This window comes from Listeria welshimeri serovar 6b str. SLCC5334 (assembly GCF_000060285.1).
Classification (GTDB): Bacteria; Bacillota; Bacilli; order Lactobacillales; family Listeriaceae; genus Listeria; species Listeria welshimeri.
Map to the genome: position 1 here is coordinate 1,468,476 of NC_008555.1, position 26,532 is coordinate 1,495,007.

General features: G+C 35.5%; 25 protein-coding genes and 1 other annotated feature. Of the genes, 2 read left to right on the forward strand and 23 right to left on the reverse strand.

Annotated elements, in window-relative coordinates; translation table 11 throughout:
- Positions 1-12: 12 nt before the first annotated feature.
- From LWE_RS07410 to recO, 5 genes are all read right to left on the reverse strand, one after another.
- Positions 13-453, reverse strand: coding sequence for a YaiI/YqxD family protein (locus LWE_RS07410; RefSeq protein WP_041176347.1), 441 nt, complete (start codon positions 451-453; stop codon positions 13-15).
- A gap of 187 nt (positions 454-640) precedes the next feature.
- Positions 641-1,465 (reverse strand): pyruvate, water dikinase regulatory protein, encoded by an 825-nt coding sequence (locus LWE_RS07415; RefSeq protein WP_011702265.1) that lies wholly within the window; start codon positions 1,463-1,465, stop codon positions 641-643.
- A gap of 34 nt (positions 1,466-1,499) precedes the next feature.
- On the reverse strand, positions 1,500-3,566 hold the full coding sequence (gene glyS, locus LWE_RS07420; RefSeq protein ID WP_011702266.1) for a glycine--tRNA ligase subunit beta: 2,067 nt from the start codon (positions 3,564-3,566) through the stop codon (positions 1,500-1,502).
- Positions 3,559-4,449, reverse strand: coding sequence for a glycine--tRNA ligase subunit alpha (gene glyQ, locus LWE_RS07425; RefSeq protein WP_011702267.1), 891 nt, complete (start codon positions 4,447-4,449; stop codon positions 3,559-3,561). Before glyQ ends, glyS begins: the two co-directional genes overlap by 8 nt.
- A gap of 67 nt (positions 4,450-4,516) precedes the next feature.
- Positions 4,517-4,690, reverse strand: a binding site (T-box leader).
- A gap of 40 nt (positions 4,691-4,730) precedes the next feature.
- Positions 4,731-5,498 carry a DNA repair protein RecO gene (gene recO, locus LWE_RS07430; protein WP_011702268.1) on the reverse strand — a complete coding sequence of 256 codons (768 nt, stop codon included), beginning with the start codon at positions 5,496-5,498 and terminating at the stop codon, positions 4,731-4,733.
- 137 nt (positions 5,499-5,635) lie between these two features.
- Here recO and LWE_RS07435 point away from each other — a divergent pair, with 137 nt between their 5' ends.
- Positions 5,636-6,256 carry a DUF4352 domain-containing protein gene (locus LWE_RS07435; protein WP_011702269.1) on the forward strand — a complete coding sequence of 207 codons (621 nt, stop codon included), beginning with the start codon at positions 5,636-5,638 and terminating at the stop codon, positions 6,254-6,256.
- A gap of 33 nt (positions 6,257-6,289) precedes the next feature.
- On the opposite strand, the gene era is transcribed toward LWE_RS07435, so the two are convergent.
- The 16 genes from era to lepA all read right to left on the reverse strand — a co-directional run bounded on the left by era (position 6,290) and on the right by lepA (position 22,604).
- Positions 6,290-7,195, reverse strand: coding sequence for a GTPase Era (era, locus tag LWE_RS07440; RefSeq protein ID WP_011702270.1), 906 nt, complete (start codon positions 7,193-7,195; stop codon positions 6,290-6,292).
- On the reverse strand, positions 7,192-7,587 hold the full coding sequence (locus LWE_RS07445; RefSeq protein WP_011702271.1) for a cytidine deaminase: 396 nt from the start codon (positions 7,585-7,587) through the stop codon (positions 7,192-7,194). Before LWE_RS07445 ends, era begins: the two co-directional genes overlap by 4 nt.
- Before the next feature lie 24 nt (positions 7,588-7,611).
- On the reverse strand, positions 7,612-8,007 hold the full coding sequence (locus LWE_RS07450; RefSeq protein ID WP_003771868.1) for a diacylglycerol kinase family protein: 396 nt from the start codon (positions 8,005-8,007) through the stop codon (positions 7,612-7,614).
- Positions 7,985-8,470 (reverse strand): rRNA maturation RNase YbeY, encoded by a 486-nt coding sequence (ybeY, locus tag LWE_RS07455; protein WP_011702273.1) that lies wholly within the window; start codon positions 8,468-8,470, stop codon positions 7,985-7,987. The genes LWE_RS07450 and ybeY overlap by 23 nt, the downstream gene beginning before the upstream one ends.
- Positions 8,471-8,487: 17 nt before the next feature.
- Complete coding sequence (locus LWE_RS07460; RefSeq protein WP_011702274.1) at positions 8,488-10,644, reverse strand: HD family phosphohydrolase; 2,157 nt, start codon at positions 10,642-10,644, stop codon at positions 8,488-8,490.
- A gap of 18 nt (positions 10,645-10,662) precedes the next feature.
- Positions 10,663-11,622 (reverse strand): PhoH family protein, encoded by a 960-nt coding sequence (locus LWE_RS07465; protein ID WP_011702275.1) that lies wholly within the window; start codon positions 11,620-11,622, stop codon positions 10,663-10,665.
- A gap of 187 nt (positions 11,623-11,809) precedes the next feature.
- Positions 11,810-12,256: a GatB/YqeY domain-containing protein gene (locus tag LWE_RS07470; RefSeq protein WP_003736634.1), complete on the reverse strand. Its 447-nt coding sequence runs from the start codon at positions 12,254-12,256 to the stop codon at positions 11,810-11,812.
- Between the two features lie 19 nt (positions 12,257-12,275).
- On the reverse strand, positions 12,276-12,449 hold the full coding sequence (gene rpsU, locus LWE_RS07475) for a 30S ribosomal protein S21 (protein WP_003719762.1): 174 nt from the start codon (positions 12,447-12,449) through the stop codon (positions 12,276-12,278).
- Positions 12,450-12,646: 197 nt separating this feature from the next.
- The gene (locus tag LWE_RS07480) at positions 12,647-13,414 is read right to left on the reverse strand and encodes a 16S rRNA (uracil(1498)-N(3))-methyltransferase (RefSeq protein WP_011702276.1); all 768 of its coding nucleotides are present in this window, start codon (positions 13,412-13,414) and stop codon (positions 12,647-12,649) included.
- A complete protein-coding gene (gene prmA, locus LWE_RS07485; RefSeq protein ID WP_011702277.1) occupies positions 13,415-14,359 on the reverse strand; it encodes a 50S ribosomal protein L11 methyltransferase in 945 nt (314 codons plus the stop codon).
- A gap of 71 nt (positions 14,360-14,430) precedes the next feature.
- Positions 14,431-15,561 carry a molecular chaperone DnaJ gene (gene dnaJ, locus LWE_RS07490; protein WP_011702278.1) on the reverse strand — a complete coding sequence of 377 codons (1,131 nt, stop codon included), beginning with the start codon at positions 15,559-15,561 and terminating at the stop codon, positions 14,431-14,433.
- Between the two features lie 142 nt (positions 15,562-15,703).
- Positions 15,704-17,545 carry a molecular chaperone DnaK gene (gene dnaK, locus LWE_RS07495; RefSeq protein WP_011702279.1) on the reverse strand — a complete coding sequence of 614 codons (1,842 nt, stop codon included), beginning with the start codon at positions 17,543-17,545 and terminating at the stop codon, positions 15,704-15,706.
- A 32-nt stretch (positions 17,546-17,577) separates the two neighbouring features.
- The gene (gene grpE / locus LWE_RS07500; RefSeq protein WP_011702280.1) at positions 17,578-18,153 is read right to left on the reverse strand and encodes a nucleotide exchange factor GrpE; all 576 of its coding nucleotides are present in this window, start codon (positions 18,151-18,153) and stop codon (positions 17,578-17,580) included.
- A 41-nt stretch (positions 18,154-18,194) separates the two neighbouring features.
- Positions 18,195-19,232 carry a heat-inducible transcriptional repressor HrcA gene (hrcA, locus tag LWE_RS07505; protein WP_011702281.1) on the reverse strand — a complete coding sequence of 346 codons (1,038 nt, stop codon included), beginning with the start codon at positions 19,230-19,232 and terminating at the stop codon, positions 18,195-18,197.
- Positions 19,233-19,378: 146 nt separating this feature from the next.
- Complete coding sequence (gene hemW, locus LWE_RS07510; RefSeq protein ID WP_011702282.1) at positions 19,379-20,536, reverse strand: radical SAM family heme chaperone HemW; 1,158 nt, start codon at positions 20,534-20,536, stop codon at positions 19,379-19,381.
- Positions 20,537-20,777: 241 nt separating this feature from the next.
- Entirely contained in the window at positions 20,778-22,604 is a 1,827-nt protein-coding gene (gene lepA, locus LWE_RS07515) for a translation elongation factor 4 (protein WP_011702283.1), read from the reverse strand.
- Between the two features lie 244 nt (positions 22,605-22,848).
- Between lepA and rpsT the strand changes: the two genes are divergently transcribed.
- Complete coding sequence (gene rpsT / locus LWE_RS07520) at positions 22,849-23,103, forward strand: 30S ribosomal protein S20 (RefSeq protein ID WP_011702284.1); 255 nt, start codon at positions 22,849-22,851, stop codon at positions 23,101-23,103.
- Between the two features lie 86 nt (positions 23,104-23,189).
- Here rpsT and holA read toward each other — a convergent pair whose 3' ends face one another.
- Both holA and LWE_RS07530 read right to left on the reverse strand, forming a co-directional pair.
- Entirely contained in the window at positions 23,190-24,221 is a 1,032-nt protein-coding gene (gene holA / locus LWE_RS07525) for a DNA polymerase III subunit delta (RefSeq protein ID WP_011702285.1), read from the reverse strand.
- 67 nt (positions 24,222-24,288) lie between these two features.
- Positions 24,289-26,529: a DNA internalization-related competence protein ComEC/Rec2 gene (locus tag LWE_RS07530; RefSeq protein WP_077904718.1), complete on the reverse strand. Its 2,241-nt coding sequence runs from the start codon at positions 26,527-26,529 to the stop codon at positions 24,289-24,291.
- Positions 26,530-26,532 lie beyond the last annotated feature (3 nt).

Sequence of the window (26,532 nt, forward strand, 5' to 3'; positions counted from 1 at the left end):
GTCAACTCCTATTTACTTATTTTGCAAAAATGTAGTTATTCGGTCTTTAAAAAGGGAACGATCTTGATCGCTCATTGCTTTAGGACCTTTGCTATATTTGCCTTGCTGTCTTTCTTTGGCATGTCTATAGCGAATATCTAACATTAATGACATTTCTTCTTCTCGGTAAAGTTCGCCGCGATTAGAAAATACATACGTACCTTTTGCAAGTAGAATGCTAGCAAGACCAATATCTTGAGTAACAATAATATCACCTTTGTTTGCTATATTCATCATTCGCATATCCGCTGATTCTTTTCCAGTATCAACAAAAATCCAGTTTTCTCCGTTTGTGTTGACAGAGTAATGGTTAAAAGAAGCCACAAAAATAACTTCTAATTGAAATTGTTCGGCGACTTGTTTTATTTCTGCTTTTACCGGGCAGGCATCGGCATCAACTAAAATTTTTGGCACATATTCCATCCTCTCTCAAAACCTATGAATGCAACTTAAAAAACGAGTTTTTAACCCGTTTTTTTAATATTATTCGTAGATTTAGCTTTTTTAAGCGCGAAATTAGATTATACGGGAAGAACCTAACTTTTACAAGCAGTTTTCCCCGTATAATATATATATTCGACACAAAAAGCAAAAGTCCTTCTTATAATTCTAAATTTTCATCAACAATTTCACCAATGTGGATTAAAATCTCATTTGCAGTCTCTTCAATCGCTTTATTTGTCACATCCAAAACAAAACAATTCAATTTACTAGCTAATTTATCAAAAATCGCTAATTCTTCATCAATTCGTTGATTACTTGCATACGTTCCAGCACCAGGTAAACCAATTGATATTAATCGTTCTTGTCTGATTTTCGTAAGTTTCTGTTTACTAATTTTTAGACCAATTATTTTTTGGGGATCAATTTCAAAAAGTTCGTCTGGTATTTGTGCTTCTGGAACGATTGGAATATTAACGATTTTCAAGCCTTTGAGAGCTAAATATTGTGACAAAGGTGTTTTAGACGTTCTTGAAATACCGATTAACACATAATCAGCTTGCAAAATACCTCTTGGATTTCGACCATCATCATTTTCTACGGCAAATTCAATTGCTGCTACTTTATTGAAATAAGCTTCATCCATGGAACGAACACGACCAGGTTCAGAGAGTGGTTTAATCTTATAAGTTTCTTCTAACTGATTTAAAAGCGGGCCAAATAAGTCAATAATCGGTACACCAAAAGCTTGAGCTGTTTTATTAAGTTCTTCTCGAACGCTTTCAAGTACGATGGTATGCACGATAATTCCGTTGTTCACCGCTACTAAGTCAACAATTTCTTCAATCATATGAGATGAATCAACATGGTGAAAACGATGAATAAATTTTGGCGTTTGACCAAATTGACTAAGTGCTGCTCTTGTCACAAGTTCGGCCGTTTCTCCTGTTGAATCTGAAACCACGTATACGGCTGGTTGAGTCATACAAACTTCCTCCTCTTTGCTCAAAATCTTACTTTTATTTTACATTAATTTCGTCCATTTGAGCAAATTCTTTAATAAAGCTTGCAAGTTCGAATAGAAGTGCCAGACGATTATTTTTAAGTTCAATATTTTCACTCATAACAAGTGTATTATCAAAATAATCATCAATAGTCGTTCTCAAAGCAGCAAAGGCTCTTAATCGATCGACAATTGTTAAATTAGCATAATCATATTTTAATTTTTCTATTTCATCAAAAAGCGCTTGCTCATATTTGTTTTCAAACAAGGAAGGATCCACTTCTACGTTTCCTTCGTGTTTTTTGGAAATATTCATAACACGTGTCAAAGCTTCAACCGTTGGACGGAACCAGTCCGATTCAACATGTTTATTTAAAATTTGCGCACGATCAACTAATTGTGGAATAGTATTAGGATCTCCACCAATAACCGCATCAATAATATCATGACGAATATGGTGATTCTGTAATACAACTCTTAAACGGTTTTTTAGGAAAGTCTGAACTTCTTTTTTGACATCGTCACTTGGTAGTTCAACGGCTCCTTCTGCACGTTCCATATCAACAATACGAGAAAGTAATTCTAGTACAGGGATGTCCCAACCATTTGCTTGAATAATACGCATTGCTCCAAAAGCACTTCTACGTAAACCAAATGGATCAGCAGAACCAGTCGGTACGATATTAACACAAAAGAAACCAACTAAAGTTTCTAATTTATCAGCAATAGCAATAATTGATCCTAAATCTGTTTGTGGTAAAGCGCCTTCTGCTGAACTTGGTAAATAATGTTCGCGAATAGCTATGGCAATTGCAGGCTTTTCACCTTGTAATAAGGCATATTTTTCTCCCATTAAACCTTGTAGTTCTGGGAATTCGCCAACAATATTTGTTACTAAATCAAATTTATAAATATTTGTTAATCGAATAATATCTTGTTTATCTTCTTCTTGCCAATCTAAATAATCCGCAAGCATTAACGCCACTTTTTGAACTCGTTTCATTTTTTCTGTTAATGTGCCTAGTTTTTCATGGAAAACAATATTTTGTAGTTTAGCAACTGCTTCATCAATGGTTATTTTTAAGTCTTCTTGATAGAAGAAATCAGCGTCTGATAAACGAGCGCGCAATACTTTTTCGTTACCGCGTGCAACTGTATCTAAGTTTTCATGGTTTCCGTTACGAACAGTAACAAAGTGAGGCAATAATTCCTCGTCTTTACTAAACACTGGGAAATAGCGCTGGTGTTCTTTCATTGTTGTAATTAAAACTTCTTCTGGTAATTCCAAATATTCTTTCTCAAAATTACCAGCTAAAACAGTTGGATATTCTACAAGATTAGTCACTTCTTCTAGCAAATCTTCGTCTTCTTTGATTTGCCAGTTTTCCATAGATTCTAGTTCACGTAGTTGTTCTACAATAGCTTGTTTACGTTCTTCAGCATTAACGACAACGAATTGTTCTAATAACGCATTTGGATAGTCACTTGGTTGTTTGATGGTTGCTGTTTTACCTAAGAAACGGTGTCCACGTGAAGTATTACTTGTTGAAACACCAGTGATTTCAAATGGAATAATTTCTTCACCAAACATTGCGATAAGCCATTTAATAGGACGAATATAACGCAAATCATTGCTACCCCAGTGCATGCTTACAGGAAAAGTCATACTTGTTACTACTTTTTCTAAACTCGGAAGTAACGCTGTTGTTTTTTCGCCAATTACTTCTTTTTTAATGTAGATGTATTCAACGCCTTTAATTTCACGGAAAGTCAGGTCAGCAGGCTCTACTTTTTGGCTTCTTGCAAAACCTAATGCTGCTTTTGACCAATTACCTTCATCATCTAAGGCAATTTTTTTCGCTGGACCTTTTGCTTCTTCCACGCGATTTGCTTGCTCTTCTGCCATCGCTTCCACAAGAACAGTTAAGCGTCTTGGTGTTGAATAAGTTTTTATTTTCTCAAACGTTATTTGATTTTCATTTAACCAGTCACTCACACGCTTTTCTAATTGTGCAACAGAACTAGTCACATATTGTGCAGGCATTTCTTCTAAGCCGATTTCTAAAAGAAAATCTTTACTCATGACGTTTTCCTCCCTCTTCTTTGACTAATGGGAAGCCAAGTTTTTCTCGTGATTCATAAAATGTTTTAGCGACACGTCTTGCTAAATTCCTAATACGACCGATATACTGTGCGCGTTCTGTAACAGAAACAACCCCACGCGCATCTAATAAGTTAAATGTATGCGAACATTTTAATACATAATCGTACGCTGGGAAAACAAGTCCTTCTTGCATTTGGCGAGCGGCCTCTCTTTCATATGTGTCAAAAAGAGTTAAGAGCATATCTGTATTAGACGTTTCAAAAGCGTAAGTGGAGTTTTCAAATTCTGCTTGGAAGAAAATATCACGATAACTAATTCCTTCTGTCCACTCTAAATCGAATACATTTTCTTTATCTTGAATATAACTCGCTAAACGTTCCACTCCATAAGTGATTTCTGATGTAACAGGGAAACATTCTAAGCCACCAACTTGTTGAAAATAGGTAAATTGAGTAATTTCCATACCATCTAACCAAACTTCCCAACCAAGACCAGCACAGCCAAGTGAAGGGTTTTCCCAGTTATCTTCTACAAAACGAATATCATGTTCTAGTGGATTAATTCCTAATTTTTCTAAAGAACCAAGATAAAGTTCTTGAATATTATCAGGAGAAGGTTTCATCACTACTTGGAATTGATGATGCTGGAATAATCTATTTGGATTTTCTCCGTAACGACCGTCAGCTGGGCGGCGAGATGGCTCTATGTAACCAGCTTTCCACGGTTCTGGACCAATTGCTTTTAGGAAAGTGTAAGGGCTCATTGTACCGGCACCTTTTTCCACGTCATACGATTGCAACATGATACAACCTTGTTCGGACCAATAATCTTGTAATGTTCTAATCATTGTTTGTAAATTCATTTTTTCCACCTCCAAGAATATTTCAGACAATATAAAAACTCTCGTCCCTATATGCTGATTTAAAGCATATAGGGACGAGAGTTAGCTCGCGGTTCCACCCTATTTGGAATTCAAATAATTCCCACCTTGATTTCGCTGTACTCCAGAACGCCTTCACAAAAAGTTAAATACCCGGCTCCCACCAAACCCGGACTCGCTAAAAGTAGAGCTTTTTGTTACTATTTTCCTTCTACGTACCTATTAGTTGATATATTAAAAGATACTGTATTTTTACTAAAAAGTCAATCATCGCTATCTTTTTTTAACATATTTTCCCATTTATCCATATCGCGTAAAAATTTTCTGCTTTTCAAATACAAACCAGAATTCTCGTCGTAATAAGTATCAATTGCTTTTTGAAGCCAATCTTTTGTTTCTTGTTTCACATCAATATTTCCTAATCGATCTAATTGAAAAATAAAAAATAGCCGTAACAGTTTTACTACATTTTCCGGCAAATGCATCCGGTAACGGTCTTTTTCAAAGCAGCGATGGCAAATTATCCCGTTACTTCTTGTTGAAAAATCAAAATGCCCTGTCGTTTCACCGCAGATAGCGCATTTGTCCATGGTTGGATAAAGCCCTAGCACAGGAAGCATTTTCATTTCGTATATTTGTGTTAATATTTGCGGATCATATCCTTCATCAATATCGCGCAAAATTTGAAAAGTTAGTTCATATAAATAAGGATTTGGTTGACGTTCTTCTGTCGCTTTATCTAATAATTCGCAAACATACGTAGCATAAGCTGTCATAAAAATATCTTGTTGAATAGAAGAAAAATTTTCGATAACTTCCCCTTGTTGAAGCGTTCCAAGCCCATTTCCCCCGAAAAAAGTGAAGTAGCCGTTTGTAAACAATTGGGTTACAGCAGCTAATCTACTTTTTGTTTTTTTTGCCCCACGAGCAACCACACCAATTTTTCCGAATTCACGTGTATACATGCGTACTATTTTATCAGATTCGCGGTAACTCGTCTGGCGTATCACGATTCCTTCGCATTTTTCCATGCGGCACTCCTCCTTTTTCATTCTTTTTATTATAACATTTTCTAAATGAAAATGTCTTTTTATATTTATTGCTATCTTTCCTTCCTCACCTATTGTAAAATAAAGAAAAAGACGAGATGGAAGGGAATTTTGTTGCTATGAATATGTTAATTGCATTATTAGTTGGCTTATTTCTACTCACATTCATAGGTGTAGTTGTGGGGATTGTATTACTTATTGTAAGAAAGGAAAAATGGGCCGGTATTATTGTTGCCGGATTATCGCTTGGCATTGGATTTTGCATTATGATAGCTGGTTTAAACTTAGTAACGACAAACTTGCTTCAAACATTCAGTAATCCATTTTCTTTTTCGAGTTATGGAAATGGTTTAGATAACTATTCTGATGATTACTCACAAGGTGATGATACAGAGAGTTTAGATGATTATATAGACGTTAGTTACGGTGAAGAAGTAATCTTAGAGGATGAAAGTTCTATCACTATCTCCAAACCGGAAATGTATCGTGAAAAAGCTGATTATGATGTTTATAAAGTACGAGTTAAATTTGAAAATACGAGTAATGACACAGTTTCATTTTCTTCTGATGATGTTAGCTTATATGATAATGCAGACGAAGAATACGGGGAACAAATAACTGAAAAAAGTTTTTCAGGAGATGTTCAACCTGGCGAAACAAAAGAACTTGTACTCTATTATGAAGTTTATAATTTTGGACCATATGATGTAGAGTATGATAATTATAACTGGACAGAATAATGAAAAGCATCTGGCGTTTGCCAGATGCTTTTCTTAATATTCTTCTCTATCGAATCCATAGTCATGTAAGTAATGTTCTTTATCTCGCCAATTTTTTTGCACTTTTACCCAAATTTCTAAAAAGACTTTAGAACCTAGTAAGCTTTCAATTTCTTTTCTAGCACGCATGCCGATTTGTTTTAGCATTTGACCTTGTTTACCAATAATAATTCCTTTTTGCGTGCTTCTTTCAACAATAATAGTCGCATTAATGGTTAGTTTTTCTGTTTTAGGATTTTTTTCGATACCTTCAATAACTACAGCCACCGAATGCGGTACTTCTTCTCTCGTTAATTGTAACACTTGCTCACGAATTAACTCAGAAATAATAAAACGTTCTGGATGGTCTGTAATTTGGTCTTTTGGATAATACATTGGTCCGATTTCAAGGTTTGCATTCGTTTGTTCTAATAAATTGGGCACATTGTTCCCTTGAAGTGCAGAAATCGGAATAATTTCTTCAAAATCTAATAATTCACGGTATTGCTCGATAAGTTTAAACAAATCTTCCGGAGAAATTAAATCAATTTTATTAATTAGTAGAAAAACAGGCGTTTGGACATTTTTTAACTTTTCAATAATAAATTCGTCCCCTCGGCCAAAACCAGTAGAAGCATCAATAACAAAATAAATTAAATCTACTTCTTGAAATGTATTTAAAGCAATTTTTACCATAAAATCGCCTAATTTATGTTTTGGTTTATGTATTCCTGGTGTATCAATAAAAATAATTTGGGATTCATCTGTAGTATATACACCTTGAACTTTATTTCTTGTAGTTTGGGCTTTATCGCTCATGATAGCGATTTTTTGACCAATAATATGATTTAATAAAGTTGATTTTCCAACGTTAGGTCGCCCAACTATAGCTACAAATCCTGATTTAAATGGTTCACTCATAACATATCCTCCGATGTGAATGCGCCCGGTAAAAGTTCTTTCACAGTTACCGTCGCTGTTTTTCCTGTTAAGTTTGTCAAAATGACTGGCATATCTGGCGCGCAAAATTCGCTAATTACTTGTCGACAAGCTCCGCACGGTGATACTGGTCCGTCAGTGTCTGCTACAACAACTAATTGTTTAAAATCACGTTTTCCTTCTGAAACTGCTTTGAAAATTGCTGTTCTTTCGGCGCAGTTAGTTAAGCCAAAAGAGGCATTTTCGATATTACAACCAAGCACGACCTCATCATCTGCAGTTACAAGAGCTGCTCCCACTGGGAATTTCGAGTAAGGAACATAGGCAAATTCTCTTGCTTGTTTAGCGAGTGAGATAAAATTATTTTCTTTCATTTACCAAATCACAATCCCTTCTTTTTATAAAAACATCTGGCAAAAATATGGTATGAATATGATGAGACCAATAAAACTAGCTACTATTGCTGCAAGTAAAACTGCCCCAGCAGCCACATCTTTCGCTTTTTTCGCCTCATCAATATATTGTTCTGTTGCTACATCTACTGCTCGTTCAATTGCCGTATTGACCATTTCTAAAGTTAAGACGCCAAAAATAGATAAAATTAATAAAATCCATTCGGACCTAGTTACATGAAAGAAAAAGCCACAAATTACAACAGCAAGAGCCGCAAATGTATGGAATCGCATATTTCGCTCTTCTAAAAAAGCAGTTTTTAGTCCAGTAAAAGCATGCTGAAAAGATTCTGCATAATTTTTACTACGTTTATACTTTCTATCTTTCGAGTCCATAAGCATCCAACACTTCTTTTTGTAAGCCAAACATTATTTTTTCCTCGTCAGGCTCCATATGATCATACCCTAGCAAATGCAGTAATCCGTGAACTGCCAGAAAACCTAATTCTCTTGCTTTTGTATGTCCGTAATCTTTTGCTTGTTCTTCTGCCTTTTCAGTAGAAATGATAATATCACCAAGCATTTTTGGCGTCTCAAGATCGAAGTCGGCCCAGTCGATTTCCGTTTCTCCTTCACCCATTTCTTCAAGAGCAAAGGAAATAACGTCCGTCGCTTGGTCTTTATTTCGATATTCACGATTAATTTCTCTTATGCCTTCGTTAGTTGTAAAAGTAAGAGAGAGTTCTGTGCCTTCATCAATTTTTAAATAGCCTGCTGCGAATTGTAGAATGTTTTCAACTAGTTGTTTATCTTCATCTAGCAATTTATTTGTTTCATCTAGTAAATCTATTTCTAAGACCGGCATCTTTTGTCCTCCTATTTTCAATCTTTGTCATCAGGATATTGTATTCGTTGATGATATATTCCGTTCAATGTGGCAATTAATGTATCACGTATAATTTTAATTTCCTTTATCGTAATATCACACTCGGTAAATTGTCCATCGAGGAAGCGATCTTTAATAATCCCATCGATAATTTCTGTTATTTTAGCCATTGTTGGTTCCGTTGAAGATCTAACAGCAGCCTCAACACTATCGGAAATGTTAATTATTGCAATTTCTTTCGTTTGTGGTTTTGGCCCACTATAACGGTAATCAGCTTCTTTTATATCAGGGTTTGTTTCTTTCGCTTTGTAATAAAAATATTTGAGTAAAGTTGTACCATGATGTTGCAATGCGATGTCAATAATCGGTTGTGGCATATGATTTTCTTTTAATATCTCTGCGCCATCTTTCGTATGCGCAAGAATTATATCACGACTTTGTTCTGGTGTCAGCCTATCATGCGGATTAATTCCTTGAAGCTGGTTTTCTACAAAATATGGTGGACGTAATGTTTTACCGATATCATGGTAAAAACAGCCAACGCGAACGAGTAGACTATTTGCGCCAATTTTATCTGCACAAGCTTCCGCTAAATTAGCTACCATCATACTATGATGATACGTACCAGGCGCTTTCATCAATATTTTTTTAAGTAACGGATGATTTGGATTAGCAAGCTCCACTAAACGACTCGTTGTTAATAAGCCAAACATCGTTTCAAAAAGCGGAATAACGCCGACTCCTAGAATGAATGCGCCAAATCCTCCTAAAAAGGCATAACCTATCGCCATTAATGTGGATATTTGGAGAATCGTACTATTATTAATTAATAATAAAATAAACACATAACCCATATTAATTAAGCCAACCATAAATCCAGAAAGCATGATGGCAGAACGTCTACTATAATCACGTAAAACCACAATGCTTGTTATACCACTTAATAAAATAAATATAGTAACCCCGCTAGTAGAATCATTTTGAAATGCGAATAAGCTAGTTACAGCGATATAAATGACGCTTAAAAAGGCATACTTCTCATTAAGTAAGATTTTGAGTATCATTGGGGCAAAAGCGGCTGGGAATAAAAAGGCGATATTCGATACATTCTGATTTTCTAAGAACAAAATAATCATTAGCATAAATAAAGAAATGATATAAACCGAAGAAAAAATCAACATTTTTTGTAATTTTTTCGCTTTGGATACAGTTTGTTTTTTTGTATAGAAGAAAAGAATAGCAGCAAGCGCAATAATAAAAATGGCGAAACCAGCATATTGTTTCACGGGCATTTTTTGGTCTAGCAGATGTAACATATTTAATTGGCGATAAGTTTCCCTATCCACAATTTGCCCTTCTTGCACAATGACTTGCCCTTGCAAAATTTTCACTGGAACAACAGCTTGAGCAGCATCTTTACGATGTTCATCCGTTTGTTCTTCATTATAAATTTCATTTGGAACAATCGCATAGGAAACAAGTGCTTTCGATACATTTTTATAATAGCTAGATATAGCCGATAGTTCGATATCATCTCGAGCTCTAATTTTTGCAGCATTTAGATTTTCATCTCGGATTTTATTTTCCATTGTTTTAGCTACTTCTGTTGTAATCACATCTTCCATCACATTAAAATCTTTACTATCTGCTTCAATTAAAGTAGTAAAAATTTCATCAGATATAGTGGAAGTGATTTTTTCAGACACATTACTGGACAATTTACTCTTTAAACTTTTTAGTTTGGTTTCGCTTGAAGTCGGAGCAGGTATAGGTTTTTTGTCTTTTTGGGCTTTTTCTTTATTTTTCTTGTCATTTTCTTCTGCTTCTGAATTTACTTCACCTACATATGCAAATAAGCTTTTAATTAAGGCGACTCGATTTTGACCTGTTTCGCGATTATAAACATACACGTCTTCTACAGCATCACTTGCTTTGGTACGTTCTTCTTTTGTTTTTTCTGTATCTTCTACAGTCTGAGGTGAACGAATGGTTTTTTCGGCTACTTGAAATAGCTTAACATTGTATGACTCTGGTTTTGTCATTTGACAGACAAGGAAATAGGCTACGACAGCAAAACAAATAAGGAGAAATGGAAAAAGGTATTTTTTTCCACTTTCGATGTACCAATCTCTCCATTTCTTGGCTAGCTTCACATCTTTGTCTCCTCTCTACTAATTTTGTTTTCCTTCGTATGCTTTAATAATTTCAGCTACTAGAGGATGTCTAACCACATCATGGTGTTCAAAGTAAACAAAACCGATATCTTTGACGTCTTTTAAAACTTGTTCTGCATTTACAAGACCACTTGTTGCACCTTTTGGCAAATCAATTTGTGTCATATCTCCATTAACTATCATTTTAGAATCGTAACCTAGACGAGTTAAAAACATTTTCATTTGGGCAATCGTCGTATTTTGTGCTTCATCCAATATAACAAAAGCATGGTCTAGTGTACGGCCTCTCATATAAGCCAGAGGAGCTATCTCAATGACGCCTCTGTCCATTAGTCTTGTTGTATGCTCTGTCCCGAAAATGTCATACAGCGCGTCGTATACAGGGCGCAAATAAGGATCTACTTTTTCTTTTAAATCTCCTGGTAGAAATCCTAAACTTTCCCCAGCCTCCACAGCAGGTCTAGTTAAGATGATTTTGCTGACGTTACCTTTTTTCCAAGCATCTACTGCCATAACGACAGCGAGGTAAGTTTTTCCTGTTCCAGCCGGGCCGACTCCAAATACGATATCATGTTTTTTGATCATTTGTATGTATGTTCTTTGTCCAAATGTTTTAGGTCGTATAGGTGTTCCTTTTGCATTTTTAGTGATTTCTTCTTCAAATAAAGTGTGGAAGTATATAAGAGTTCCATTTCTTTGCATTTTTACGGCTTGTGCAATATCACGTCCATCAATATGGATACCTCGTTTTACGGTCAAAATCAGTTCATTTAAAACAGCAATAGTATGTTGAACTGCTTCTTCTTCTCCTGTAATAGAGAGTGCTTCACCCCGGGTAATAATTTTCACTTGAAGCAATTCTTCTAACAGTTCGATATTCTTATTATTATTGCCGAATAAATCTTGGATATTTGTATCATCAGATAATTCGACTACTTCATTAAATTCATTTAGCATTGGCTAACCCCTTCACCTGTTATAAGTGCCTTGATTAGTTATATTATACACGAAATTCCCTTGGTTGAAAAACGAAGCGATAGTAATAACTATTTTCTGGCAAAAATAAGCACAAAAAAACAGGATATCCTTCATATAATACGAAGGAACCCTGTTTCTTATTGTTTCAAAACTAGTTTGAATTAGTTTATGAAAGATATTTTTTTACGAATTGGTTAACAGCACCGCCGTCAGCTTTGCCTTTTACTTTAGGCATAATCGCGGACATTACTTTGCCGAAATCAGCTTTACTAGATGCGCCAACTTCTTCGATAGTTGCTTTCACAATGTTCTCAAGCTCTTCAGGAGTCAATTGTTTTGGCGCATAGTCCTCAACAATGACAATCTCGGAACGGACTTTATCAGAAAGGTCGCTACGTCCTGCTTTATCAAACTCAGCTAGAGAGTCTCTGCGCTGTTTGAGTTCACGGGAAATCACGGTTACTTCATCATCCGGAGTAAGATCTTTCACACCTTGGTGAATTGCTTCGTTTTGTAAAGCTGCTTTTAACATGCGAATAACGGAAAGTTTTTCTTTCTCTTTATCGCGCATCGCTTGTTTCATATCTTCATTTAACTTGTCAAGCAGTGTCAACGAAATCATCGCCTTTTAATTAGAATTTGCGTTTTCTTGCTGCTTCGGATTTTTTCTTACGTTTTACGCTTGGTTTTTCATAAAATTCGCGCTTTCTGGATTCTTGCAAAGTTCCACTTTTGGAAACAGTACGTTTAAAGCGACGAAGAGCATCTTCAAGCGATTCGTTTTTACGAACTACTGTTTTTGACATCTCTCTTTCCCTCCCTCCGGCACTTACATGCACTCACTTAAATCCTTCATTTAAGTTCCAGAATAGGACATAACGGAAAATAAATTATGAATTATTCTGAAGTAATGCAGATAAGCATTCACTCATTAAAAATTATATACGAAACATCGGGCATCGTCAACATGAAATCGTTAACTTTCGTATAAAACTTTGAAATGTTAGCTATTTTTATTTTTGAATAGATCAAAATAGAAAGAAGCAGCAGATAAAACATAAAGTGGAGCAGTTTCTGTTCTTAAAATTCTTGGGCCGAGTCCAGCAAGTGTTGTATTAGCATCTTGAAGAAGTATGAGTTCTTTTTCGCTAATACCGCCTTCTGGTCCAAAAATACATAAAACAGACTGTCCTTTCTTCATTGTTTGAAATAAACTAGGAAGTGCACTGTCTTCGCCTTCTCGAGCGCTTTCTTCATAAGCTGCGATTACATAGTCATAATGAACATGATTAAGCATTAACTCTTTAAAACTAGCCGCGTACTGTACTTCTGGAATAACAGTTCGATGTGATTGTTCAGCAGCTTCTTGTGCAATTTTTTGAAGGCGTTCGATTTTTTTGATGACTTTTTTATCGTCCCACTTTGCCACAGATCGTTCTGCTTTATAAGGAATGAATTTATGCGCACCAAGTTCTGTGCTTTTTTGAATAATAAGTTCTAGTTTGTCACCTTTTGGTAAGCCGCTAGCAATGGTTATTTCAATGGGTAACTCGGTATTTTCTTCTAGCCATTTGACTAAATTTAATACTACTTCCTCATCATTAATAGCTGTAATTGTAGCGACACAAGTTTTTTTACTCGGAAAAACAATAAAAACTTGATCTGCTTCTTTCATACGCATAACACGAGTGATATGATGGAAGTTTTCTCCAGTGATAAAAATCGTATCATGGTCATTTTCCAGCTCATTTGTTACGAAATAACGCTGCATTTATTCCACTCCTCGTTTGGAAATAATCGCAACCCAGTCTCCTTGTTGCTCGATTTTTTCGATAACAAGTCCTGCGTTTTTCAGTGCTTCTTCAACTACTTTCGCTTTATCTTCAATAATTCCTGAAGCAATAAAAATCCCGCCTGGTTTTAATGCTCTATAAACATCCTCAGGGAAAAGTAAAATAACTTCTGCTAAAATGTTTGCAACCACAATATCCACGTTTGTTTTATTGATATCTTGGAGCAAGTTATTTTGTTTTACCGTAATAATATGTTCTGTTTTATTTAAAATAATATTTTCTTCTGCTGCACGAGTAGCGATTTCATCAAGATCAGTTGCTAGAACAGATTTTGCGCCTAGTTTAGCACTGGCGATACTGAGTACACCTGACCCTGTTCCTACATCAATAATTTCATCATTTGGTTGCAAATAATCACTCAAAGCACGGATACATAATTGTGTTGTTGGGTGTGTGCCTGTTCCAAAAGCCATCCCTGGATCGAGTTCAATGATTATTTCGTTGGCAGATGGTGTATAGGATTCCCAACTAGGTACGATAGTAATCCGGTCAGTTATTTGAACCGGATGGTAATATTTTTTCCAAGCTGTAGCCCATTCCTCATCGTCTACATCATTAACAACAAACTGGAATTTTCCTAACGGGATATCAAAAGTCGTCAAATTCTTTAAAGTTTTTTCGATTTCTGGGATTTGTTCAACAAATTCTGCTGTTTTCAGAAAATAAGCTTTAATAATCACGCCATCTTCTGGATAATCTTCACGTTTTAATGCGTAAATTTCACCGAATTTATCTTCTCGTTCGCGTAAAAAATCTGCTACATCTTCAATTGAAACTCCTGCTGCACCGAATTCTGTCAAAACATTTGCAACTGGCTCTACTGCTTCATTTGTTGTATGGACTTCCACTTCTGACCATTCCATTTTTAACACTCCTTTACTATGTAGAAAAGGTCGATGGTTGCTTCTCGCACAACTATCGACCTCATCAATCATCAATCGCCTTTAAAAGCTCGTTTCATTTTGTCAAAAAAACCGGATGTTTGTTCGTCTACTCTGTCTCCAGTAGTGGAAGCAAATTCACGTAAAATTTCTTTTTGTTTGTCATCTAGCTTTTTCGGAACGATTACTTTGACTATGACATGTTGATCACCTGTTCCATTTCCTCGTAGATGCGGAACACCTTTGCCACGCAAGCGGAAAGTTGTTCCTGTTTGTGTACCACTTGGAATTTTCAAACGAACTTTCCCGTGAACAGTCGGCACATCGATTTCATCTCCTAATGTAGCTTGAACGAAGGTGATTGGAACTTCCACATAAATGTCGTCTGCTTCTCGTTCGAAAAATTCATCAGGAATTACGACAAATACAACATATAAATCACCGTTTGGTCCGCCGTTAATACCCGCTTCTCCTTCACCAGAAACGCGCATTTGTTGTCCGTCATTTACACCAGCTGGAACTTTCACTTTGATTTTTTTCGTTTTAGTTACGCGACCTTTACCATGACATGTTGAACATTTTTCTTTAATTTCTTTACCAGTACCATTGCAGTATTGACAAGTGCGTTTGTTAACTACACGGCCAAATGGAGTGTTTTGTTCCACGTTAATAGAACCTTTACCACCACAATGACTACATTTTTCTGGAGTAGTTCCTGGTTTCGCGCCAGAACCGTGACAAGTATCACAGTTTTCTTCGCGCGGAATTTCAATTTCTGCATCTTTACCAAAAACGGCTTCTTTAAATTTCAGACGCATTGTATATTGTAAATCGCTACCTTGTCTTGGTGCATTAGGATCTTGTTGACGTCCTCCACCACCGAAGAATGTGTCAAAGATGTCTTCAAATCCAGAGAATCCTCCGCCGCTAAATCCGCCACCAGCACCGCCGCCGAAACCTTGGTTTGGATCTACATGACCATATTGATCGTATTGAGCACGTTTTTGCGAGTCACTTAATACTTCATAAGCCTCTGATATTTCTTTGAATTTTTCATCAGCGCCTGCTTCTTTATTTATGTCCGGATGATACTGTTTGGACAGTTTCCGGTAAGCTTTTTTTATTTCGTCCGCTGAGGCGCTTTTGGAAATACCAAGCACTTCATAATAATCTCGTTTTGCCATCCGCCATCACTCCTGTCCATGATATATTTTTATAGTCCTAACGTATTGTAACATTTGAAAGAGATGTTGTAAAAACTTTATTTCAGATAAAAAGCCAAAGCCACAGTAGACTTTGACTCATTATCCTTACCTTTTAAAAAGATTATTTGTTTTCTTTGTCGTCGTCATTTACTTCTTCAAATTCAGCGTCTACTACATCGTCGTTTTGAGGAGCTTCTTGACCTTCTGCACCACCTGCTGCTTGTTGCTCTGCTGCAGCTTGTTCGTATAATTTAACAGATAAGTTTTGAACGATTTCGTTTAAGCTTTCTGTTTTTTCTTTAATTGCATCGAAATCTTCACCTTTAAGCGCTTCTTGTAATTCATCACGCGCTGCTTCTGCTTTTTTCACTTCTTCTTCGTCTATTTTGCCTTCTAATTCTTTCAATGTTTTATCTACAGTGAATACTAATTGGTCAGCATTGTTACGAAGTTCTGCGTTTTCTTTGTTCTTTTTATCTTCTTCTGCATTCGCTTCTGCATCTTGAACCATTTTTTCGATTTCTTCATCTGTTAAACCTGAAGAAGATTTAATAACGATGTTTTGTTCTTTACCAGTTCCAAGATCTTTCGCGCGAACTGTTACGATACCATTTTTGTCAATATCAAATAATACTTCGATTTGTGGAATACCACGTGGAGCTGGTGGAATATCCGCTAATTGGAAACGTCCTAATGTTTTATTGTCTTTAGCCATTGGACGTTCACCTTGAAGTACATGGATATCAACGGCTGGTTGGTTGTCAGCTGCTGTAGAGAATGTTTGTGATTTAGATGTTGGAATAGTTGTATTACGTTCGATTAACGGTGTCATAACGCCACCCATAGTTTCAATGCCAAGAGATAAAGGAGTTACATCAAGTAATACAACGTCTTTTACATCACCAGTAATTACGCCACCTTGAATAGCCGCACCCATTGCTACAACTTCATCTGGGTTTACACCTTTATGAGGTTCTTTGCCTAATTCTTTTTTGATTGTTTCTTGAACTGCAGGAATACGAGTAGATCCACCAACTAAAATTACTTGGTCAATATCACTTGCAGAAAGGTTCGCATCTTTTAATGCTTGACGAGTTGGCGCAATCGTACGTTCCACTAAGTCATGTGTTAATTCATCAAATTTAGCACGAGTAAGCGTTACTTCTAAGTGAAGTGGGCCAGCTTCTCCAGCTGTGATAAATGGTAAAGAGATTTGTGTACTTGTCACGCCAGAAAGATCTTTTTTCGCTTTTTCAGCTGCATCTTTCAAACGTTGAAGCGCCATTTTGTCTTGGCTTAAATCAACACCATTGTCTTTTTTGAATTCAGCTACTAGATAATCGATAATTTTTTTATCGAAGTCGTCTCCACCTAGTTCGTTGTCACCAGCAGTAGAATGTACTTCGAATACGCCGTCGCCTAGTTCAAGGATTGAAACGTCAAAAGTACCACCACCAAGGTCAAATACAAGGATTGTTTGGTCTGTTTCTGTTTTGTCCATACCGTAAGCAAGTGCTGCTGCAGTTGGTTCGTTAATAATACGTTCTACTTCAAGTCCAGCGATTTTACCAGCATCTTTTGTTGCTTGACGTTGGGCATCGTTGAAATAAGCTGGAACTGTGATTACTGCTTTATCTACAGTTTCACCAAGGTAATCTTCTGCATAACTTTTTAGGTATTGCAAAATGATTGCACTAATTTCTTGTGGAGAATAATCTTTTCCTTCAATTGTTTCTTTATGGTTAGTACCCATGTAACGTTTGATAGAACTAATTGTATTTGGGTTGGTGATTGCAGCACGTTTCGCTACTTCACCTACTTGGCGTTCACCGTTTTTGAAACCAACTACGGAAGGTGTTGTACGTGCGCCTTCTGGGTTAGGGATGATTTTAGCTTCTCCGCCTTCTAATACTGCTACTGCTGAGTTTGTTGTTCCTAAGTCAATACCGATAATTTTGCTCATTGTTATTTCCTCCTGTTATTCAGTAATTATTTTTATTGATTTACTTTTACCATAGATGGGCGTATAACCCGGTCTTTTAATTTATAACCTTTTTGAAGTTCTGCAGTGATTTCATTGCTTGCCGCATTTTCGTCACTATCTTGCATAACCGCTTGATGAAAATTCGGATCGAACTGCTCACCAACTGCCGGAATTACTTCAATACCTTCTTTTTCAAAAGCAACAAGAATTTGGTTATACACCATTTCCATTCCTTTTAAAATTTGTTTCACTTCTTCTTGGTCAGAAGTTGTAGCAAGTGCTTTTTCAAAACTGTCTAGCGCAGGAAGTAAATCTTCCGCTAAGCTTTGCGAACGATATTTCTGACTTGCATCGCGATCTGCAATATGTCTTTTTTTGACATTTTCAAAGTCTGCTTGCATACGAAGATAGCGATTTTCTACTTCATCAAGTTTGTTTTCAAGCTCCAAAATTTTCGCTTGTTCTTCTGTTAAAGCATCTGCCGTAGCTTCTTCTTCAACAGTTTCTTCTGATTCATCTAAAATGTTTAATTCTTCTTGTTCGATTTCATCAGCTAGTCTTTCTTTTTTGTTCTTTTTCTCAGACACTTTAGCCACCTCCTGAAAAAACTTATGCTTTTTCAGCCTTCCTAATTTTGGTTATCACGATAAAGTTTGGTTAACACATCGGTTAAATCTCGACTCATTACATCAACTAACCCCATCATTCTGTTATATTCCATCCTTGTTGGACCTAGGAGCACAATACCACCGACACGTTCGCCAGCAATGTTGTATGTTGCTGTAATAATACTACAATCTTCCATAAGACTATTATTGTTTTCTCGGCCTATTTTCACTTGAAGTCCATCGGGAATATCCCTAAACAATTCATAAACATCTTGTTCTTCTTCCATCAAATGAAGCATCTCACGGACCTTATTAATATCGTGAAATTCCGGTTGATTGAGGATATTCGTTTTTCCACCAAAATACACTTTTTGTTGACTTGCTTGGGCGAAAGAATCTGAAAACACATGCATAAAACTTTCATAATTTCTAACATGCTTTCCAAGAAGTTCTTTCACTTCCATTGGTATTTGTACTTTTAAATCATCCAGCGAAAGCCCTACTAACCGTTCATTTAAAATGTTGACCATTCGTTCGATATCAGAAAGCGTTGTGCCCTCAGGTATCGTCACTAGATGGTTATCAACATGCCCTTGATCGGTAATTAAAATGAGCATTGCTTGAAAGTTATTAATTGGTACAAATCTAAAGCCACTTAAATGATTTTTCGTTGCTTCAGGACCGAGCAAGATGGACGTGTAATTGGTTAAATCGGATAACATTAATGCTGAATTTTGGATAAGTCCTTCCATTTCATAATAATTCTCTGAAAAGAAAGAACGAATCATTTGTCTGTCGGATTTATCTAACTTTTTGAGCTGGAGTAAATAATCGACATAAAAGCGATATCCTTTTTCAGAAGGAACTCGTCCAGACGAAGAATGTGTTTTTTCAATAAAGCCATATTCTTCGAGGACGCCCATCTCATTACGGATAGTCGCTGAACTATAAGGCAAACCTTTTTCTTTCAGCAAATTTTTCGAACCAACCGGCTGAATAGTCCACGTGAAATGATCGATGATGGCACGGAAAATTAAAAGTTGTCTTTCTGTTAACATATCTATCACCTCTTTTAGCACTCAATAACATCAAGTGCTAAATACAAGTATAAATTTACCAAACAATTCCACCTTAGTCAACCGAAAACACTCGATTTCAGACTAAAGTAGGATTGTTTGGTCAAAAAAGGTCAGATAGAGCGATTTTAGAGAAATTCTTGAAAAACATTATTTCCTAAAAATCTTCCACTTCTAGTTAGTGCTACATTTTCTTGATTGTTTTCGAGCCAACCTTTTGCAGTTGTTTTTTCAATAGCTTTTGCAAAAGTAGTATCCAAGTTCTGACCGAATTTTTGTTTGAAATGAATCTTATTCACACCATCTACTTTTCTAAGCCCTAGAAACATCTCTTCTTCCATTTTTTCTTTTAAAGTCAGTTCTTTTTGTTGGAATGTAGGTAGTTGATTTTCCTGTAATGGTTCCATGTATTTTTTTATTGGACCGAAATTACTATAACGTGTGTCGCCAATGTAACCATGTGCGCCGGCGCCAAAACCATAATAGTGTTCGTTGCTCCAGTAAGTAATATTGTGTTTACTTTGAAATCCTTCTTTTGCAAAATTACTAATTTCATATTGCTTGCGATTATTTTTTTCCATTTCATTTAATAGTAAATCATACATGTTTGCTTCTGCATCTTGGCCGGGTAAGAATAATTTCCCTTTTTGCATAAGATTATAAAAAATCGTTTTGGGCTCAATAATTAGCGAATAAGCTGAGTAGTGCGGTAAATCGAGATCAATTGCTTGTTTTAGGGTATCTTTAAAGTCTGCTTCTTTTTGACCAGGCAAGCTAAAAATCAAGTCAATACTTACATTTTCGAACCCGATTTTGCGCATATTTTCAACTGATTGATAGACATCTTTTACAGTATGAATGCGACCAATTTTTTTGAGAAGTTCATTGTTGAAGCTTTGAACTCCCATACTGATACGATTAACGCCATGATCTTGCATGGTTTGTACTTTGGATAATGAAAGATCACCTGGATTTGCTTCAAAGGAAAATTCGATATCTTTTTTTAGAGGTAGTATGTCTTGAATAGCCGTGCAAAGTCTCGCAATTTGGGCTTCATTCAAGGTTGTCGGTGTCCCGCCGCCAACAAAGACAGTATCGACTGGCGCAATAGGTCCCTTTGCAGCAGTTAATTCCATTTCTTTAATTAGTAAATCTACGTATTCGTCGACCGGTTGTCCCTCTAAGAATACTTTATTAAAATCGCAGTAATAGCAAATATGTTCGCAAAACGGAATATGGATATATACCGCCGAACTTTCATTACTCGATTGATTCATATTTATCATTATTATCAATTCCTTGCACTAAAAATTGGCTTCTTTGTCCATTAGCCAGTTTAACATATTTTTAAGTATTTATGTGGGAGATTCACTTATCGAGCTAATAATCTTATCATCAATAATTAGAATGTTCCTTTTTGTTTCAATACATTATTTTATAGGTTATATCAGTATAGATTTTAAATAAGCTGTATTCTATATAAAAAAGTTGTGCTGAAAATATAAAATCTCCGCACAACTTTTGTTATTATTTTGATTCATCCATTTTTAAGATTGCCATGAAGGCTTCTTGAGGAACTTCAACTGACCCAATTTGTTTCATTCGTTTTTTACCTTCTTTTTGTTTCTCTAAAAGTTTTCTTTTACGCGATACATCCCCACCATAGCATTTTGCAAGTACGTTTTTACGAAGTGCTTTAATAGTGGAACGAGAAACAATTTTTGTTGCAATTGCTGCTTGAATTGGGACTTCAAATTGTTGTCTAGGAATAAGTTCTTTTAGTTTTTCTACGATAATTTTTCCACGCTCGTAAGCAAAATCACGATGAACAATAAAGCTTAAAGCATCGACTTTTTCTGCGTTCAATAGAATATCCATTTTCACAAGTTTAGAAGCTTTATAGCCAATTAATTCATAATCAAAAGAAGCATAGCCTTTTGTAGATGATTTTAATTGGTCGAAGAAGTCGTATACTATTTCAGATAGTGGAATTTCGTACACAATACTTACTCGAATATCATCCAGGTACTCCATCGTAATGAAGTTACCCCGTTTGTTTTGTGCAAGTTCCATTACCGCACCAACATAATCATTTGGCACCATAACAGTTGCTTTTACATAAGGCTCTTCTACACTTTCAATGACACCAGGTTCAGGCATGTCTGCTGGATTATCAACCACAATATTAGATCCATCTGTCAAATTCACATGATAGATTACGCTTGGTGCAGTAGTAATTAAGTCTATATTAAATTCGCGCTCGATTCTTTCTTGAATAATTTCCATGTGTAACAACCCTAAGAACCCACAACGGAATCCAAAACCTAATGCTTGAGAAGTTTCTGCTTCAAATTGTAAAGCCGAATCATTTAGTTCAAGCTTTTCAAGTGCATCACGCAAATCATTATACTTAGAAGAATCAATTGGATAAAGACCACAATATACCATTGGATTTAATTTACGATAACCATCTAGTGCTTCTTCCGCTGGATTATTCGCAAGTGTGATAGTATCACCAACTCGAGTATCTCCAACATTTTTGATGGCTGCTGTTAAATACCCTACATCACCAACAAGTAGCTCATCTCGCGGTGTTGCCTTTGGTGAAAAAACACCTACTTCGGTCACTTCAAATTCTTTGCCATTCGACATCATTTTTATTCTGTCGCCAGCCTTTACAACGCCGTCCATGATACGAATATTGGCAATAACACCGCGATACGCATCAAAAACAGAGTCGAAAATGAGCGCTTTTAGTGGTTTATTTACATCACCAGATGGCTCAGGAACTTTTTCAACAATTTGTTCTAGAATGTCTTCAATACCAATACCAGATTTTGCAGAAGCAAGTACAGCGTCAGAAGCATCTAAACCAATGACATCTTCAATTTCTGCACGAACGCGTTCTGGGTCAGCTGCTGGCAAATCAATTTTATTTATTACTGGTAAGATTTCTAAATCATTGTCTAGTGCTAAATAAACATTGGCAAGGGTTTGTGCTTCAATTCCTTGCGCAGCATCTACAACAAGGATTGCTCCCTCACATGCAGCTAAACTTCTTGATACTTCATAGGTAAAATCGACATGCCCAGGCGTATCAATTAAATGAAAGATATAAGTTTCCCCGTCTTTTGCTTTATATTTTAATTGTACAGCATTTAATTTTATGGTTATCCCGCGTTCACGTTCTAAATCCATCGAATCTAGTAGCTGATTTTTCATTTCACGATGCGTTAAAGCACCAGTTTGTTCTAAAATCCGATCAGCGAGTGTAGATTTACCATGATCTATGTGCGCGATAATCGAAAAGTTTCTAATTTTCTTTTGTCTTGCATTCATTTCTTCTTTGTTCATTTCCCCAGCTCCTGATTAGAACTCATCGCATAAATCCGATGGCAAGCTATCCTTGATTATATCAGTAGAACGCTTAACATTCAATGACTTCTTTATTAAATACAGATAAATTTAAAATAAAATAGAAAGTATTATTGCAATATGGCTGTGATTTCGGTATAATAGCATTTGTTCTGATATAATTTAAAAAGGTATGTTATATGAAATAAATACTACCTCATTAGTTTGGACGGAGGTGAATGGAATGCCAAATATTAAATCTGCAATTAAACGTGTAAAAACTGCTGACACTCGCAACAGCCGTAATGCATCTCAACGTTCTGCAATGCGTACTGCAATCAAAAAATTTGATGAAGCAGCTGCAAACAATGCGGACAACGCAAAAGATCTTTACGTAGAAGCATCGAAAAAATTAGATAGCGCTGTGAGCAAAGGTTTGATTCACAAAAACAATGCTGCTCGCAACAAATCTCGCTTAGCTGCTAAATTAGCTAAATAATACCGATTATGGTATAAAACATCACACCTTGTGTGGTGTTTTTTATTTTTTAAAAATAGCTTTGTCTTTAGTGACAAAGCTATTCTCTATACTGTTTTTTGTCGATTATCTTGTAATTCGAATAAAAACCATTCTAATTTCTGTTCTTTATCACCAAAACCAGTTTTCATCTCAAAATCTATTTCAGCTAATCGCTTTAAAGCACGATTTAATTGAAGTTCCGAGAAATTTTTTGCTTGTTTTGATGCTAATTTCACACGAAACGGATGTACTTTTAATTTAGTGGCAGCTTGTTGTTGTGAATAACCTTGTTGTTCTAATAGCTTTAATTGATTTAACAAACGGAATTGGCTAGAAATTAACGCCAATATTTTGATGGGTTCCTCTTTTTGTTTTAATAAATCATAATAAATTCTAAGCGCTCCACTAATATCCATTGCAATCATCTTGTCGAGTAGCAAAAAGATATTTTGTTCTAGTGACCGAACAACTAAAGATTCTACATTTTGAATTGTAATTTTTTTGGAATCAAAACAGTACAACATTAATTTTTGTAATTCATTCATGGCAGTAGTTAACTGACCGCTAGTGAGTTCAATGAGCCTGATAATAGCTTCTTGTTCCATTTGCATGTTGTTTTCGGTTAGTTTTGCTTCAAGCCATTTCTTTAGTTCATTTTCATTTGGCCGCTTTGCTTCTATTACTGTAGCCGTTTTTTTGAGTAATTTTGTAAGCTTTTTACGTTCATCTAACTTCTCTACACGTGCGACAAAACATAAAACAGAATAGTCTACTGGTTCATTTAGATAAGCTTCTAATTTCGCCGTATCATGTTCGACTTTATTTTTACTTTTTTCTGAGGTCAAAAAGATGGGATTATTAGCCATTACTAAACGTTTATCACCAAAAAAAGGCATGCTCTCTGCTTCTTGAATAACCATTTCAACCGGCATTTCTTCTAAATCTAAATTAGCATAATTAAACTCAACTTCTTCACCATCTAAAATATTATCGATTAAAAGTTGCTTTGTTTCGTTAATAATATAATCTTCTGTCCCAATAATTAAATATACAGGAGCTATTTTTTTCGAGCGTATCTGTTTCCATTCTGGCAGCATAAATTTCGCCTCACTTCACTCTTATTTCTCTTTCTATGGTAAAACATGAAATAAGAGATAGCAAGTTTTATTTCAGTGTCGTTTCAAAGCCTTGTCCAAAGGTATAGATTATTTCCCCTTGTAAATCTGTTCGCAAAATCTTTACATTTGCTTCTTCTAGTGTATTCAAAGTTACTTCATGGGGATGGCCAAAACGATTTTTTACTCCGCAAGAAATAACTGCTAAGCTTGGTTTTACTTTTTGGATAAATTCTATTGATGTAGACGTTTTGCTTCCATGATGACCTACTTTCAAAATATCAGCTTTAATGCCCTTGTCTAAAATAGCCTTTTCACCTTCCGCTTCTAAATCACCAGTAAACAACCATATCTTATTATCTAATGTTGCTTTTATAACAATCGAATCATTATTACTACCCTCACCAGCTTTCACCGGGTATAAACACTCAAACTTATTCTTATCTACTTGCCACTTAGCTCCAGCTAAAATAATAGTACGCTTTACTTCCGGCATAACGGCAAGTGTGTCTTTCATTATAGCTTTAGTATCAGCGCCTTTTGCAAAAACAAGCTCTTTGATAATGATGTTTTTCTGTAAGTCATCAAGCCCCTCCATATGATCTGCATCACTATGCGTAATAATTACTTTATCAAGACTATTAATTCCTTTTGATTTTAGAACAGGAGTAAGTGTGCTTCCACCAATTGTAAATGGTTTGCGTTTTTTTGCCCAATTTTCTTTTTCAAATGGTAGTTGTCCACCAGTATCAATTAGATAGTTACCTGCATTATTTGGTAATTGAATTAATATACTGTCACCTTGTCCAATATCAATAAAACTGACTTTTCCACTAAAATTAAAACTAGCGATGTAACATAATGCGCAAAAGCAAAATAGAAGTCCCAGCGGAAACTTATTTTTTTGCCATCGATAAAAAAGTAATAATATAGTCAAAATCATTAAAATGAGTATTAATGTATTTGGCCTTCCAGTAACAATTGTTTGATAAGGGATTTGCGCAAAAATATTTGTTATCTTTTCCATTAATTGGATGATAAAAATGAGCAATGATTCAGGCATGTTTAGGAATGCGGGGAATATAAGAGAAATAAAAAACACTACAAAACAACTTGGTAATATTATAACTGTAAAAATGGGCACATAAAGTAAATTAAAGAAAATCCCAGCCCAAGAAAATGAATAAAAATGATACATCATTACAACAGAAGACATCATAGTGGATATAAGAGATATAGCAAATGACTTAGCAAATGGGTTTTGCTGTTTTGTCAATATTTGGCGTGATGATAAAATAATACCAAATGACACGGCATAAGAAAGTTGAAAACCAACTTCGTAAATAACATATGGTTGTAGTATAAAAAATAAAATGAATGATAAACAAATAACAGAGAAAGCACTAAATTTAGTACTATATTTCTCGGATAACAAAAGTAATGCCGTCATGGTCGCTGCTCTAATAACTGGCGGATTTGCTCCTGTAAGAATAGCGTAGAAAGGTAGAAAAACTAGCAAAAATATTATAGCTCGTTCACGTGTCATACCGAATTTTAGCAATAAAAAATAAATGGCTCCAATCAAGAGATTAACATGAAGCCCTGAAATCGCTAATAGATGAACAACTCCCATTTGTTGGTAGGCTTCATACATTTCAGGCGAAAAACCATTGTTTTCACCAGTAATTAATGCAAGAAAATAAGGACTGACTATTGGAGAAATATTGTTTGAAAGATACTTTATTATGGTTAATCTGATATTTTGCATACGCATTAATGGAGAAGGATCAAAATGTTCAGTGATATAAAGCGAGTTGGCCTGGAGTATAAAATTAATGTTTTGATGTTTAAGGTAAGTTTGATAATTAAATTGATTCTGGTTGCGATTAATTGGAGGAGTTTCTAAATTGCCAGATAGAGAAATAAACTGACCGTATCTGAGTTTTGTCAGATTTTGCTGTTCTTTTTCTGAGTTAATTTTGTAAGTTAATTGAATTTTTTCTTTATTGCATCTTACTACAGCTTGAAAGCTATCACCATCTACTTTTAAATCATTAATTATTTGACAACTTCCGTTAAATTCAGTTGCTTTCCAAGATGATATATTCGATTTTTCTACAAAAAATAAAAAACAACAGCATAGGAGATAAACGAAGATAAAGAGAAGAATTATTTTGGATTTTTTCATAAATGCGATTAAGCCGAGCAAACAAATACATATGGGAACGAATGAGCTTGTGAAAGATGTACAAATAATAGCTAAAACTACACTAGCTAAATATCGCTCGATAAC